The sequence below is a fragment of the Thalassotalea fonticola genome (genome assembly GCF_032911225.1).
In the GTDB taxonomy this organism is placed as follows: domain Bacteria; phylum Pseudomonadota; class Gammaproteobacteria; order Enterobacterales; family Alteromonadaceae; genus Thalassotalea_A; species Thalassotalea_A fonticola.
This window is the reverse complement of the sequence record NZ_CP136600.1, coordinates 728,063-743,435: the sequence shown is the minus strand read 5'-3', so window position 1 is coordinate 743,435 and position 15,373 is coordinate 728,063. Positions and strand designations below refer to the sequence as shown.

The 15,373-nt window shown below is 36.5% G+C and carries 15 protein-coding genes; 6 read left to right on the top strand and 9 right to left on the bottom strand.

Annotated elements, in window-relative coordinates; all coding sequences use genetic code 11:
- From RI844_RS03005 to glmS, 6 genes are all read right to left on the bottom strand, one after another.
- Positions 1 to 1,182: a thiamine pyrophosphate-dependent dehydrogenase E1 component subunit alpha gene (locus RI844_RS03005; RefSeq protein ID WP_348396994.1), complete on the bottom strand. Its 1,182-nt coding sequence runs from the start codon at positions 1,180 to 1,182 to the stop codon at positions 1 to 3.
- Positions 1,183 to 1,464: 282 nt separating this feature from the next.
- Complete coding sequence (gene astE, locus RI844_RS03000; protein ID WP_348396993.1) at positions 1,465 to 2,526, bottom strand: succinylglutamate desuccinylase; 1,062 nt, start codon at positions 2,524 to 2,526, stop codon at positions 1,465 to 1,467.
- A gap of 170 nt (positions 2,527 to 2,696) precedes the next feature.
- Positions 2,697 to 4,268 (bottom strand): AMP-binding protein, encoded by a 1,572-nt coding sequence (locus RI844_RS02995; RefSeq protein ID WP_348396992.1) that lies wholly within the window; start codon positions 4,266 to 4,268, stop codon positions 2,697 to 2,699.
- On the bottom strand, positions 4,259 to 5,497 hold the full coding sequence (locus RI844_RS02990; RefSeq protein ID WP_348396991.1) for a glutamate mutase L: 1,239 nt from the start codon (positions 5,495 to 5,497) through the stop codon (positions 4,259 to 4,261). The genes RI844_RS02995 and RI844_RS02990 overlap by 10 nt, the downstream gene beginning before the upstream one ends.
- Positions 5,494 to 6,858, bottom strand: a complete 1,365-nt coding sequence (locus RI844_RS02985; RefSeq protein WP_348396990.1) for a hypothetical protein — start codon at positions 6,856 to 6,858, stop codon at positions 5,494 to 5,496. The genes RI844_RS02990 and RI844_RS02985 overlap by 4 nt, the downstream gene beginning before the upstream one ends.
- Positions 6,858 to 7,283 carry a methylaspartate mutase subunit S gene (glmS, locus tag RI844_RS02980; RefSeq protein WP_348396989.1) on the bottom strand — a complete coding sequence of 142 codons (426 nt, stop codon included), beginning with the start codon at positions 7,281 to 7,283 and terminating at the stop codon, positions 6,858 to 6,860. Before glmS ends, RI844_RS02985 begins: the two co-directional genes overlap by 1 nt.
- A 130-nt stretch (positions 7,284 to 7,413) precedes the next feature.
- Here glmS and rraA point away from each other — a divergent pair, with 130 nt between their 5' ends.
- Positions 7,414 to 7,893, top strand: coding sequence for a ribonuclease E activity regulator RraA (gene rraA, locus RI844_RS02975; protein WP_348396988.1), 480 nt, complete (start codon positions 7,414 to 7,416; stop codon positions 7,891 to 7,893).
- Positions 7,894 to 8,074: 181 nt separating this feature from the next.
- On the opposite strand, the gene RI844_RS02970 is transcribed toward rraA, so the two are convergent.
- The 3 genes from RI844_RS02970 to seqA form a co-directional block, all read right to left on the bottom strand.
- Positions 8,075 to 9,262: an amino acid aminotransferase gene (locus RI844_RS02970; protein WP_348396987.1), complete on the bottom strand. Its 1,188-nt coding sequence runs from the start codon at positions 9,260 to 9,262 to the stop codon at positions 8,075 to 8,077.
- Positions 9,263 to 9,805: 543 nt separating this feature from the next.
- The gene (gene pgm / locus RI844_RS02965) at positions 9,806 to 11,452 is read right to left on the bottom strand and encodes a phosphoglucomutase (alpha-D-glucose-1,6-bisphosphate-dependent) (RefSeq protein WP_348396986.1); all 1,647 of its coding nucleotides are present in this window, start codon (positions 11,450 to 11,452) and stop codon (positions 9,806 to 9,808) included.
- Between the two features lie 62 nt (positions 11,453 to 11,514).
- Positions 11,515 to 12,126, bottom strand: coding sequence for a replication initiation negative regulator SeqA (seqA, locus tag RI844_RS02960; protein WP_348396985.1), 612 nt, complete (start codon positions 12,124 to 12,126; stop codon positions 11,515 to 11,517).
- Between the two features lie 190 nt (positions 12,127 to 12,316).
- Between seqA and RI844_RS02955 the strand changes: the two genes are divergently transcribed.
- The 5 genes from RI844_RS02955 to fur all read left to right on the top strand — a co-directional run bounded on the left by RI844_RS02955 (position 12,317) and on the right by fur (position 15,334).
- Entirely contained in the window at positions 12,317 to 13,117 is an 801-nt protein-coding gene (locus RI844_RS02955; protein WP_348396984.1) for an alpha/beta fold hydrolase, read from the top strand.
- Between the two features lie 390 nt (positions 13,118 to 13,507).
- A complete protein-coding gene (locus RI844_RS02950; RefSeq protein WP_348396983.1) occupies positions 13,508 to 13,729 on the top strand; it encodes a DUF2788 domain-containing protein in 222 nt (73 codons plus the stop codon).
- Positions 13,730 to 13,733: 4 nt separating this feature from the next.
- Positions 13,734 to 14,024: a LexA regulated protein gene (gene ybfE / locus RI844_RS02945; protein ID WP_348396982.1), complete on the top strand. Its 291-nt coding sequence runs from the start codon at positions 13,734 to 13,736 to the stop codon at positions 14,022 to 14,024.
- Between the two features lie 34 nt (positions 14,025 to 14,058).
- The gene (gene fldA, locus RI844_RS02940; protein ID WP_348396981.1) at positions 14,059 to 14,586 is read left to right on the top strand and encodes a flavodoxin FldA; all 528 of its coding nucleotides are present in this window, start codon (positions 14,059 to 14,061) and stop codon (positions 14,584 to 14,586) included.
- A gap of 301 nt (positions 14,587 to 14,887) precedes the next feature.
- Positions 14,888 to 15,334, top strand: coding sequence for a ferric iron uptake transcriptional regulator (gene fur / locus RI844_RS02935; RefSeq protein ID WP_348396980.1), 447 nt, complete (start codon positions 14,888 to 14,890; stop codon positions 15,332 to 15,334).
- The last annotated feature ends 39 nt before the right edge of the window (positions 15,335 to 15,373 follow it).

The following is a 15,373-nucleotide window of genomic DNA, read 5'->3' as shown; positions in this document are numbered from 1 at the left end:
TTATAATCTCCCTGCAGTAACTGGGTAAGCATCCGGATACTTTTTAATGTGTTCTTTTAAATCAGCTAATTGTTGTTCTAAGTGCTCTGGTGCTTTATCGTAAACATCAGTAATTAACTCTTCAATCGCCGGCTTTTCAATAACCTCGGCAACTTTAACCGCAGCTAAAACGTCTTTTCTGTACGTTTCAAATAATTCTTCTTCTTGTGTCTCATCCCACCATTTATTGGCAAGCATCCAATTTTTCATTCGTAAAATCGGATCGTGATCAGCATATTTAGCTTCTTCTTCACGGGTTCTGTAACCACTAGGATCATCCGAGGTAGAATGCGCACCTAAACGATACGACATGGCTTCAATGATCACTGGTTTGTTATTTTCAATTGCGTAATGACGAGCATCTTGCGTAGCTTTCAATACCGCTAACAAATCGTTACCGTCTACTCTGATTGTACGAATGCCGTAACCAACACCACGAGAGGCGATACCGTTACCAGCAAACTGCTCAGATGAAGGTGTAGAAATTGCGTAACCATTATTGCGACAAAAGAATATAACCGGCGATCTTTGTACCGCAGCCATATTCAAACCGGCATGAAAATCACCTTCAGAGGCTGCACCTTCACCAAAATAGCAAATCGTACACTGCTTGTTGCCTTTAAGCTTTTGTCCATAAGCATAACCTGCAGCCTGTGGAATTTGTGTTCCCAGCGGTGAAGAAACAGTCATATAGTTCAACTCTTGCGAACCATAATGAATTGGCATTTGGCGACCTTTACCTAGATCTTTTTCATTGGAGAACATTTGATTCATGAAATTTTCAAGACTAAAGCCCCTGAATATTAATGCACCTTGTTCACGGTATTGGGCCATGATCATATCGTTATCATCTAGCCCAGCAGCACTGCCAACACTGGCAGCTTCTTCGCCTAATGCTGACATATAAAAGCTTAAGCGACCTTGACGCTGTGATGCAGTCATTCGTTCGTCTAATACCCGATGAAATGCTAATGTTTTATAAATTTTTGTGGCAAGTTCTTGCTCAATTGCCGGCATGTCTGCATTTTCATACACACTACCGTCTTGTTTTAATATTTTTAGGATTGGAATTTCTACGGAATGACCGTCAATGGCTTCAACCTGGTGAACCACGCGACCTTCTTGATATTTTACAGTGTCCATAAGCTTCTCGATTAGTAGCATTTACATGCTTTGTTGTAATAACCTAAAGAAATTTAGAGCCAACGCTAATTTTTACGTTTGTTATATTTGGCTCTAAAATATGAAAAAATTATTTTATAAAAGTACTTATACCCGCCCTTTAGACATTGGGTATATATCGCGAGAACTTTACATTTTGGAACATTTACATGCAATTTTTTCGATTAATTAACCAGTAAAAAGTTAATTTTAGTGGCAATTTAGGTTTACACTTTTTAATATCAAATTAGCCAATCCGCCACTCTAATCAATATTGCACGGTATCACCGTAAGTAACGCACGTTGCCCAATGGCAACGTGCGCATTAGGAAATATAATCGCTTCACCCGGTACTGTTACTTTGTGTTCAATAGCACCATCTACGGCTAATACATGATCTAAAGGATAGTCGGTAAAGTTCTCTGCGTCCTCTGCAAAGGTTAAATAAAAGTCTTCAGTTTCTCGATTTATTGTTTTAAATATTTCATAAATATTAAAATCACTTTCATCAAATTCTGCCAGGCCTAAGTCTTGTGCAGTTAATAATAAAGTTAATGCATTTTTACAGTTACTGAAATTAGCCATGTTATTTTCACCAAACGGCATCACCTTGCCTAATTCAACAGTAAAAGCATGAGCATTAAATTCATTTGCAGAGAAGTAACTAAACGTTGTTGTTGGGCTATGAGAAAGTAGAATGGTGTTAATGCCACAACTTAACAAAAATTGCAGCTGTTGCTTATTTCTAGGTTTACCATGTAAGAACGGATAGACAGCAAACTTGTCATTTTTTGAGCCACGTATGGCAGTATGCAAATCATAATGAAAACGAGTTCTTTCCCCTGCTATTGTCGCGCCCTGATCAAAAAAGTCGCGAACATAGTTTTCAAGGGCTAGTGCTCGATGACGTTCTTTATTGCATAAGCCTTCACCATCACTATGTGCGCCTGAAAAAAGTCGGTTTAAATTTTCTTCAACAAAGCGCTCGCCAATATTAATAGAGGCGGGATTACCAAATAAAAATAAAACTCGTTGCTTTAAGGCTAATTCGCCTTTAATTATTTGCGCGATTAATTGTTGGCAAATTTCAATTGGCGCCGTTTCATTACCATGCACAGCACTGGATAATACAATGTCACTATCGGTAAATTGATCGACCGGTTCAAAACTTATCACACCGGTATCTAAAACACTCATCAAGGTTTGTAAACCGGAAGTTGGGTGAGTTAAATGTACGGTAAAGGTTTCAGGTAAAGCATCGGGAAATTGGCGAGTAATCGCCAGAAAGTCAGCAGAGGTTAGTAATTGTTGTTGAATATCAGACACACAGAATCATCGATTAATGAAAGGTGCTTATATTCTAGGTTAAATCAAAACAAATAGAAAATCAGAACGATAATATTATTTTTAATACAATTGCTGCAAGCTAGTGTTTTGCATATTCATTCTAAAAAATAAACCCCAACTTTTTGTTGGGGTGATTATGAGAGTTAAAACTACCCTCCAGACAATTCTCGTTTTAGTAAATCTTTATTCACTTGATTTTTATCACTTTGTACTAAAGGCAGTGACTTTTTATAAACAACTCGACTTGGGATCATGTAAGAGGCTAAGTGTTTTTTAAGCTCGAACAAAATCTCTTTTTCAGTGATCTCATTACCGGCAGAGTAAACCATTACAATTTCTTCTTCGATAAGTTCGTTGTCTATACCAAAAACAGCACATTTATCTATTTGTGGAATATTTTTAGCGACCACAGATTCAATTTCAAAAGGTGAAACCCTAAAGCCTCTGGTTTTGATCATGTCATCCTGTCTTGAAACAAAGTAAAAGTACCCTTCTTCATCTTTATAAACATAATCGCCTGTAGCCACAACAATCTCGTCGGTTAGCTGACCTTCAAGATTAATCACATCTTTTAAGATTTGTACTGACTTAAATCGTTGCTCATTTTGCTCTGGCGCATTCCAGAACCCCCGATAAATATAGCCACCTCGGTGGATCAATTCACCGACTTCTCGAACCTCACATTCCTTACCGTTTTCGTTAATGACATACAGCTCAACATCGGGTATGGCTTTACCAATAGAATCTGGCCTAATTTGTACTTGTGATGGGGCAAGATAGGTTGAGCGAAATGCTTCAGTTAATCCGTGCATTGAGTAAAAGTCAGCCTGTTGGAAGGTTTTTTTACAGTCTTTGACCATTTTAGCCGTTACATTACCGCCTGAAGAGGTAATGGTTTTAACCGCAGAAAAAAGCTCGCTACTGGGAATTCTATGAGTACCATCATCAAACATCTGAGAAATATTGACCGGCATTAATGGTAATACAGTCACTTTATCGTTAATAATGTGGTTGAAAAAATCTTCTGGCAAAATGAACCTATGTAAGGCCAATGTAGCTTTTTTGTATAACGTACAAAATATTTGATTCAAGCCATAATCAAGATTAAAAATAAGTAAGCCTGAAATTACGTCATCGTGCGCTAGTTTTAAATACTGAGACACGACACGAGCCGAATCAATAAGATTTCGATGCGAAATAACAATGCCTTTTGGTGTGCCTGACACGCCAAACGAATAGGTAATTACTGCATTACTGTGACCGCTGATGTCGCACTCATAAGGTTTATTGTAGTATTTAAAAATCTCTTCAAATGACGCTATACCTTTGCTCGCCGTTTCATAAGAAATAATTTGGCCATCAAAGTTAATTTCTTCAATACTCTCAAGCTTTAGCTTATCAGTGATAATACACTTGATATCACAATCGTTAATAATGTACTCAACTTGCTCAGGCTTTAATAACGTAGTGAGTGGCACTAATATGTAGTCGGTAGACAAAATAGCTAACACAGCAATAACTTGCTCTATGCCTTTGTTGGAATAAATACCAATTCGGGAATCTTTGGGCAAGTCTAACTCTTTTAAATAAAAAGCTACTTGGTTTACTTTGGCAAACAACTCAGTGTAGGTGATACTTGTTTCGTTATTTACAATGGCAGTCTTGTCGCTATTCGCCTGCACTGCACTTTCAAGAAGTGTTCTTATACAGTTTATTGACATAATTCTTTTCCTTTTTCTGCAAGCGTCCAAATATCATAATTACTATCAAGGACAGTCACCGGGTTGTGCTCTGAGTTAAGGATTTTTTTATAGAAAAACGAAATAATATCTTCGATTTCTTCGCCCGTTAATACCTTGGTAATACCACCGGTTAAAACAATAGAGTTAATCGAAAGTAGCTTTAAATTGATATAGGCTTTTTTATAATGAGAAATTTTACATAAAACCAAAAAAATAGCCAGTTGCATCAATATTTTAGTAGATTTTTCAGTTTGCTCTGCAAAAATATTTTCTGTTACTTTCAAGTGCATCAACAACTCATAGACGAATTCATTATTTTGCGCGGCAAAAATTAATGACTGTTTAGACTTATAAACGCCGAGCTTTTTAAATACCAGTCGGTCATATTCATTTTCTGTCACTATATTTTCGTCAACTAAATCTTTTGAAAAGTGAATGTCAGTTGTTGCCCCACCAATATCAAGCAATATAAATGGGTTTACCACCGAAAATTTTGCATCAATTAACGGTAACGTTTTGTTCACTATATAAGGGGTTGGAAATATTTGATTTGAAGTAATATCGTACAAATGCTTAATATCTTCTTTGCCTTCAATATCTTTTTGATAAAGGTTGGTTAAATATTCTCGTAAGTGCTCTTCAACAATATGCAGCCTGTCATCAATTATATTTGGTAATATTTCAACATTTTCAATGCGCTCTTTTATTAGCGGAGCATCAAGCTCATTACCAACAAAAACAATATTGGAATAGCGTAACTGAGCTAAATAGTTGTATAGGCTGTCAGAAAAAATATTGCCATTTGAATTGATGCCGCCAACAATAATAACGACATCGATAAGATCACTTGGCAATGAATAGTCTTCGATATTTTGATAGAGCACAGTATCAATAATATTTATGCCCGAGTTAAAAGCGATATTGGTAGCATACTTTAATGAAAAGGTATTGGTGATACCGATAATTAGCGTAGTCAACCCGCCATTCGCAGAAGAATAAATATGGACATCATCTTTAGCAAAACCACCGATGGTCTTACCGCATTTATGCATTAAATCATCTAAGATATCTTTGTTAAAATCTCTAAAATGTTGTTCTATATTGCCCGGAGTACTGATCTTAAAGTACGTACTACCAACATCAATCAACAATTTATCATTGTTTTCTTTGCTGTCTTTGTTTTCGGCATTGTTTATTTCACAGATCATTGCATAATTCCTATATCGTGAATAATATCATTGACGATACTGGTGGTATCTTTGGTCAAATCACATTGCGCTTTATCATAAGCGTAACATCTGTCTGGAATGGGCACATTGCCTCTTTTTATAATTCTGATGTTTTTCTTCGCATCTCTGATGGTGATCATATTATTGTGATTAATAATATGCGGAGAAAAAGGCACATCGATAATACCGTTTTTAATCGAGTTAAACACTTTACGCCATAAGGTATCAGCCGGATCATTAAACACAGCTTCCATAATAGCTTTAACCTGCAGCGTTAACATTTCCTCTTCTTCTTCATCAACAACATTAGGCAAGCCGCTTAGAATGCCTAATGTGTATTGAGTATTAGATACAGTTTTGGCATTAGCTTCTTTGGTAGGAATACCCGAGGCTTCTTCTCTGGTTTTAGTGATAATTTTATCAGCCCCCACCATTGATGCGATTACCGTAGACATATTAATTAGTTGTTCGGCATAGTCCTTATTCATTGGAAATGCCCCCATCCATTGGTGATAAACCAAATGAATAGCGGCGTCGCTACAGTTTATTTGCGCGGCGTAGTATTTTGCTAATTTTTTCAGCACTGCACCGGTGACAATATCTTGGTTCATCGAGCCTTGTTGAGCAAATGATACAGAGAATGACTTCACTCCTTCTTCTAATGAAAGCAACATTTCCAGTAACTGTATGACAATAGTAATAGCTGGCGGTACTAACGTTGCGGTAAGTGGCCCAAAAGACTCTCTATTGATTGGTTCATTTAATTTTGAGTAATTAGCGCACACTCGCTCAACATATTTCCAATACAAAAATGCTTTATCTAAAGGAAAGTTTTTTGAATAAGGCAAAAGGTAAGTGATCGGGCCGCCTTCAATTTCAAAAATTCCTGAAGCGATCGCTGTTTCAATTAAGAGTCTTGCATCAGGTGTACCGTGGCGTAAACTTACCGGTTTATTAAAATTAGTGATCATTTTTCGTGTTGTTCGATAGCCATGATTTACCAAAGGATAACCATTAAGCATATCAACATCATTTTCTTCACTCAGACGAAGCATTTTCTTTGAAGTGGCATAGTCATTGAGTCTTGTATTTGAGTCAATCGTTAAAGGCAGCACATCAACATTGGCATCGACAAAAAATTCATAAAGTGCAAATTGTTTCTTGTAGGTAGGAAATCCGCCCCTGGGCTGTACAAGCATTTTACTTTTGTTTTTAAAGTGATGCGATATAAACAGATCTTTGCTTGCATTTTTAACAAACTCAGCCACTTCGGCAAAGTCAAATGTATCAACATACTCATTGCTAAGAATTATTTCTCTTTCTTCTTGCAGCAAACTCATTATTTATTACTCACTTCTAGCTCTCTGTCTTTTATAAGGTCTTCTAGCATGTCTAAACCGGTATTTAAATCTACCTGATGACAAACGATATCAAAACCGTAATTTTTGTATCTTGGCACTATATCTTCGGCGTTACCTGTGCCTACAACTAGATTGCCACCAATCATCATGATCAGATCATCCAGTTGTTTATATTTGGCTTTTAGTAGCTTAACTTCTCTGCTCCAGCCTTCAGCTTCACCGTTTAAAGATGAAATCATTAGAATTTCAGCGCCAGTTTCGACCACCGCATCAAAAAACTCTTCTAAATACGTGTTTACTCCTAAGTTAAACACTTCATATCCACGCGCATTTAGGGAAAGTTCAATTAATCGATTAGCGACCACATGAATGTCGTTACCAACTACGCCTGTTACTACTTTCATAAATTTTTATGCCCAATTTAAGTTGTATATACTTATTCACTTTTTTAGAATATATATGATAACAAAGTTTATCTATAAAGGCTTGTTTGATGATAGAATACTGTCTTATATAAAATAACAGGAATAATCTATGACATTTTTTACCGCCGATATCTGTGATGAATTTAGCGATAAGGTATCTGTATTAGGCGCAGGCTATAATAATTATGGCGGCGCAAGTAAATGCCAAGGGCAAATAGTTACCATTAAATTGGATAAAAACAATTCAGACTTAATTAAATTACTCAGAGATGAAGATGGCACCGGAAAAATTGTTGTCGTTGACGTAGACCAAGATTACTATGCGGTTGTAGGTGAAAACCTGATGAAATTTGCTCATCAAAATAATTATGCCGGTATTTTAATAAATGGCTATATCAGAGATACATTCCAAATAACCGACATTCCTGTTGCTTTATACGCACTTGGTACCTGCCCTCGCAAATATATTCCGGTAACCTCAGGTGAAAGAGAGGTTAGTTTTTCATTTGGCGGTATAGAGATTAATCACGGTGATTATCTTTACGCTGATACAGATGGGGTGATTGTTACTCGCAACAAAATTGTATAGTTCACTTTAAATTGAGTTAGTTTGTAACCACTGTTATCCATGGCGATTTGCATCCCTTCTTCCCTGAAATGACAGAATTTAAACCGTCCATGGTAATTCTAAGTAAATTCTTCCCTGAATTTAAAAAGCCCGCAGTTATCAATAACTGCGGGCCTTCTCAATAATACTGTGGTTTAACTCACTACAGTATTTTCGCGATAGATTTCGTTAAGTAATCAACATTATCAGATGAAATACCGGCAAGACTGATGCGGCTAGAGCCGACAATATAAATGCTATATTTATCTTGTAACTGCTGTACTTGCGCTTTATCTATACCTAAAAATGAGAACATACCATTTTGACTGGTGATAAAACTAAAGTCACGTGTCACGCCATTACTCGCTAATTTATCAACCAATAATTGACGCATGCCGTTTATACGATCTCGCATTTCTTTTAATTCACCATGCCATTGGTTGGTTAATTCGGTAGAGCTTAAAATGGTTTCAACAATAGCAGCACCATGAGCCGGCGGCATAGAGTAAAGAACACGTACCACAGACAATAGCACTGAACTAATAATATCGGCAGAAATAGCGCTTTGACCTATAACCGAGCATGCACCAATACGTTCACGGTATAAACCAAAGTTTTTAGAACATGAACTACAGATAATCATTTGTTCAACAGTATCTGCCATTAATCTAAGGCCATAAGCATCGGCATCTAAGTCTTGTCCAAAACCTTGATAAGCCATATCAACAACCGGCATAAAACCAACTTGTTTAGCAACATCAGCAACTTGCTGCCATTGCTCTTTACTTAAATCCATACCACTTGGGTTATGACAACAAGCATGCAGCAACACCGCATCGCCTTTAGGTACTTGCTTTAACGCTGCAAGCATACCTTCAAAGTCTAAACAGTTATTTTCATAGTCGTAGTAAGGGTACGTTTTTACATTCAAGCCTGCCGCAGTGAACACACCTTGATGATTCGCCCATGTAGGGTTACTTACCCAAATGGTGGCGCCAGGGGTACAGGTTTTAATAAATTCACCGGCAACGCGCAACGCGCCCGTGCCACCTGGGGTAGATACAGTACGAATACGGTTTTCAGCAATAACCTTGTGCTCACCTAAAATCAGCGCGGTCATTTTTTCATTAAATACTGCAGAGCCCGCTGAGCCTAAATAAGCCTTGCTAGGTTCTTTATCAACACGAAATTGTTCGGCAGCTTTTACACAGGCTAAAACTGGTGTATGTCCAGTTTCATCTTTATAAATACCAGCGCCAAGATCAATTTTATTTGCATTACTATCAGCTTTAAATTTTACCGACAAACCTAATATAGGATCTGCGGGTAATTGCTTTAATTGTGTAAACATAGCTTTTACTACCTTTTTTATTTATTCCAATTCCCCACACTAAATATAAACATGAGAATAATTATTCATAATTTGGTCGAAAATTATAACTTAAAGAACGACAATAATCGCGTATTGGAAATAAAAAAAATCATAAGTATTAATGCTAAAGCTCCTAAAAGTCTCCAAACCAGTTTTCTTAGTAGATAACATTTTATAACTCACTGTTTTTACTTACTATTACATATAATTAATTAATATTTTTTACAATAAAAACGTCTTAAAATATAGAAGAAAGTCATTTAAACTAATACACATTTCACATAGTAAAACCGTTAATGCAGCTGAAATAGAAGAATTTACAGTTTAATTTAACTTTCAACATGAATGTTGAGCATTGAGCTATGCATTAATATATGGCTCTATATTGCTAGAATATCGTATAAACCGTTATCGAAGAAAAATTGTCGAGGATTTGCAGGAACGGACTATGGTTATTCTAAGTTAACTCTTTCATGAGTTAACTTAGAATGTCCTAGAGTTGGTTAAGGTGTTAAAAGAGGCTTAAAGCCCGGCATTCTTAAACGCCGCACTTACTAATACTTGTGCTTCATTGATAATAGTCTGTAAGTGATCTTTGCTGATAAAACTCTCAGCATATATCTTATAGATTTCTTCGGTGCCTGATGGACGAGCAGCAAACCAGCCATTATTAGTAACAACTTTTACCCCACCAATTGCGGCTCCATTACCAGGTGCGTGACTAAGTACAGCAGTTATTTCTTCACCAGCTAACGCATCTTGGCTAATATCACCTTTAGATAAAGATGTTAAAACCTTTTTCTGTTCGGTTGTAGCAACTGCTTCCACCCGTCCATAATACGGTTCACCTAATTCTTGCGCTAAAAATTGATACCATTGATATGGGTCTTTACCGGTTACCGCGATAATTTCTGCTGCCAGTAAGCACATAATAAAACCGTCTTTATCAGTCGTCCAACAGCTGCCATCTAAAGATAAAAATGAAGCCCCAGCACTTTCTTCACCGCCAAACGCATAACTAGCGTCTTTCAATCCATCAACAAACCATTTAAAGCCAACAGGTGTTTCTGACAGTGGTCTATCAAGTTTTTGGGCTAATCGGTCAATTATTGAACTTGAAACTAGCGTTTTACCAATTTTGGCAGTTTCAGGCCAATTACGATGGGTGAGTAAATAGTTGATAGCAACCGCAAGGTAATGATTTGGATTCATCAATCCACCAGACTTGGTCACTATGCCATGACGGTCAAAGTCAGGATCATTGCCAACACTCACATCATAATCATCTTTCATCGCAATAAGACCAGCCATAGCATATGGCGAAGAACAATCCATACGGATTTTTCCATCTTTATCAAGCGACATAAATCCAAAACTAGCATCTACTACAGGATTGACAACATCGATGTTAAGACCATATTTTTGCGCAATTACTGGCCAGTAATCAATACCGGAGCCACCTAATGGATCAACGCCAATTTTAATGCCAGCATCTTTAATCGCCTTCATATCGATAACTTTGGCAAGCTCATCGACATAAAAGTTGATAAAATCTGATTTAGTTAATAATTCAGAATTCATCGCAGTTGATAAGCTAACCTGTTTAACGTCGCTTAAATCGTTGGCTAATATTTCATTAGCACGCTGTTCAATAAGTTTAGTTATTTCACCTTCCGCCGGACCACCGTGCGGAGGGTTGTACTTAATGCCGCCATCGCTTGGAGGGTTATGTGATGGTGTAATAATTAAACCATCAGCTTGGCCATCGTTATTAGCATTATGAGCAATAATCAATCTAGAGATCACAGGCGTTGGGGTGAAGCCTTCATCTTCTTGGATAACAACAGGCACGCCATTTGCGACTAATACACATATTGCATTAGCAAAAGCAGGCTCTGATAAAGCGTGAGTATCTTTACCTAAGTATAATGGCCCCTGAAACTGATGCTGTGTTCTGTACTCAGCTACGGCTTGTGTAATTGCTAATATATGATTTTCATTGAAACTAGTTTTAGCTGCTGAGCCTCGATGGCCTGAAGTACCAAAGCTGACTTGCTGTGCAGGAACACTTACATCAGGTTTTAGGAAAAAATAATCGCTGGTTAATCGGCCAATGTTAATTCGGTCTTCTGGTCTTGCGGGTTTACCGGCATGAGGATGAATGCTCATCAATAGTCCTTCAATAAATTACTTGGAAAAATAGCTAGTTTGCGTTGCTGGCAAACAAAGAATTAGAGTAAATCTCTAATTCTCTCAGCGTCAGTCTTACTGTAACCTAATACATTCGCGACATCAGTCAACATACGCTTCTTTCTAGTGGTATTTGAGTTGGTGATCACCCAAAACTCTGAATTTGGTATTTGCTTCGGTTTAGTGCTGCTGCCTGCTTCTAATAAATCTAGTTCGGCGTTAGCAAAATACAAACGGTCTCGGCCTTGAATATCAAGAACAGAATCAAACTGCTGAGAATGTACACGATGCATATTACTTAAAATTAATAAAAATCGTCCAACTGCACCTTTTTGAGTAGCAAGCTCTTCTTTATTAATAAGGTCAAAAATGTTTTGCCCTGCTGCAATTTTTTCAGGTTTAGCCGCCGGTGTTTTTTCAACTGATTTAGTTTTTGTTTCAGCTAATTTAACATTTTCAACTGCTGGTTTTGATTTTTTTGTTTTGACATCGTTAGCAGGTTGAACATCTTTTTTAATTGCTAATTTGCTATTAGCAACCAGCTCATCAAAGCTTAACAAACGTCTTAAAATGTCGGAGGCACTCTCACCAATAAATTTAGTATTACTGGCAATGTATTGATAAAGTTCGTCATCAATATCGATGGTTTTCATTTACTTTCCAATGATCTTATTTTTAGAAAGCTAAAGTATACTTATGTTATTGATAAGTCTCTACCCTGTTTATGATTGTTTTATTATTTTTTTGAGAAATATTTACTTTAATAAACAAATCTATTGAAGAGCAGCAAGTAACCCCAGTAAAATAGTAAATATAAGTGTAACAAATCGAAAAAATACAGCTATGAATACAAATAAAACAACTAATATGCCTGCACAATCACCATTATTAAACTACGTAATAAAAGGAGAAGGTAAACCATTAGTGTTAATTCATGGGCTGTTTGGTAGCCTTGAAAATTTAAATATGGTTGCCAAGGTTTTAGCGGATAGTTTTAAAGTGATTAGTGTTGATGTACGTAATCATGGCAGTTCATTTCATCATAAGTCGATGAGTTATGATGAAATGAGTAATGACGTATATGAATTGCTTGATTATTTGAACATTAAATCTTGTGATATTTTAGGTCATTCTATGGGTGGTAAAATAGCCATGCAATGTGCGCTTTCAAAACCAGAAAGAATAAATAAGTTAATAGTGGCTGATATAGCTCCAGTTGAATACCCACCTCATCACAATGAAATTATTGCTGGTTTATTAAGTATCAATGTCAGCGAAATTAACAATAGACAAGATGCCGACAAGCAATTATCCGGTTATGTAAAAGAAGCAGGAGTAAGACAGTTTTTATTAAAAAATCTAGTAAAAACTGATTCTGGGTTCGCCTGGCGAGCCAACATTACTGACATTGCCAATGACTACAATTCAATAGCTCAGGGTTTTCCTTTAGAGCAACAATTCAATGGCCCTACTTTATTCATTAAAGGAGCGAATTCAAATTACATAACCAGTGAGCATCAATCAATAGTCTCGGCATTATTTCCTAATGCAAAAGCAAAAATCATTCAAGGTGCTGGTCATTGGCTACACGCAGACAAAACAGTTGCGTTCAATAAAATTGTTAGTGATTTTTTAAACACTTAATATATTGAAATACAATCAGTTGTTTGTTTTTAAATTGATGTTTAAAAACAAGCTTAAAAACCATGTTTTTTTGGTGCATACCCTTTAGGGTTTATGCTATAGTGCGCCCTTAAATTTTAGGGTCTATACCCGTCACTATTCAAAGTACGGGATTTCAGTGGGAGTTAAAAGCAATTTAGGCAAGGCATTGAATTTATAGAATGGTTGTTCCATTGTTCAATTTAATAACGCGGCATAAATTGCTTTTAAACCCATCGAAGAAGTGCTTGAGCAATCCCACTACTTCGTTGCAGCTATTTGTAAGGGATAACCATTACTACATAACTGCGCCTTGTATTGGCATCGCTCAAGCACTCTGAAACCTGCATATTGAACAGTAACGAGTATCGAATGCTTTCCGAACATTTAGAACTTATAGAAACAATTGGTTTAAACTTATTTTTTGTCGTCATATTCTTTTTCATCGGTATGTCAATTCATGATGTAATGAAAAAAAACGATGTGCCGAAAAAAGGGAAAATGGTTGTATATTTGGTTTTATTTTTAGGGTGTGCCGGATTTATCGCTAAAGGTGTGATCCAGATCATTTGGGAAAGTAACGGAATAGGCTAAAATTATGGCAAAAGAAGTAACAGATTTAACAACAATCGATTTATTTGTTGATGAAAAACGCCCTGGCAGACCTAGAACAAATCCTTTTCCAAGAAATGTTCAAGTTAAAATAAACAAACGAAACCAGGTCAAAAGAGATAAGAACAAAGGCTTGAAACGGGTAGAATTTAAACTACACCATGAAGTGTTTGAACAGCTAGATGGATTAGCAAAAGATAAAGGTGTTAGTCGCAGTGAACTGATTGAGTCACTGATAATTGACGCATTAGCAAGCAATACCAATTCAACAAAGTAATTGGTCAATATATAGAATTTAAGGGTTTACAAACATGGCAACTGTCGGACTTTTTTTTGGTAGTGACACTGGTAACACTGAAGCTGTCGCCAAAATGATCCAGAAAAAACTGGGTAAAAAGAACGTTGATGTTAAAGATATTGCAAAAAGTACGAAAGAAGATATCGCCGAATTTGATCTACTCATTTTAGGTATTCCAACTTGGTACTATGGCGAAAACCAATGTGATTGGGATGATTTCTTACCTGAATTAGAAGAAATAGACTTTAACGACAAGCTTGTTGCTATTTTTGGTCTTGGTGATCAAGAAGACTATGCCGAGTACTTTGTTGATGCAATGTGCCCTCTTCGTGACATTTGTGAAGCTAAAGGCGCGATTATGGTTGGAGCCTGGTCAACTGATGGTTATGAATTTGAAGCTTCTAAAGCCCTGGTTGATGATAGTAATTTTATTGGTTTGGCATTAGACGAAGACCGTCAACCAGAACTAACCGAACAGCGTGTTGATGCTTGGATTGAACAATTAAACGATGAAATGTGTTTAGCTGAATTACTAGACTAATAAAATGCGTCTCAATTCAAAATCGAAAAAGCTCTGCATCGCAGAGCTTTTTTTATTCTAACGTCCGAATAAATTCAGACCAACCAATCCCCCCTTTCTGGTTGGCGTGAACTTGTTCGCGCGTCATCGGCTAGCGACTATTTTGCTAAACATTGCGACCGAATAATTTCATACTAACGGGTAAAATATTCTTATTGAGTAATTTTATTAGCTAATTGCAAATAATAATCAATTAGCGCTTTTAACCTTTCAAGTTAATCCCTATAATTTGTTTAACTTAGTTTTAAAGAAGCACCAATCAATGCCTGACCAAAATGAAGAATTAAAAAGAGCTGGCCTAAAGGTAACCCTGCCTCGAGTTAAAATTTTAGATATCTTGCAGCAGCCAGATAATCAGCATATCAGTGCTGAAGATGTGTTTAAAATTTTATTAGATCATAATGAAGAAATTGGTTTAGCAACTGTATACCGGGTATTAAACCAATTTGATGATGCAGGTATTGTTACTCGTCATCATTTTGAAGGCGGAAAATCAGTTTTTGAATTAACTCAAAAAGCTCATCATGATCATCTGGTATGTTTAAATTGTGGCAAAGTAGTTGAATTTGAAGATGATTTGATTGAGCAGCGTCAATTGGATATTGCTAAAGACAACAAAATTAAACTTACCAACCATAGCTTATATTTGTACGGTGAGTGTGAAGATGAAATTGCTTGTGAAGAGTATAGAAAATCTCATAGTAATTAAGCTTCTTGTAGCTAAAGTATAAAAACAAAAATGCCTGCA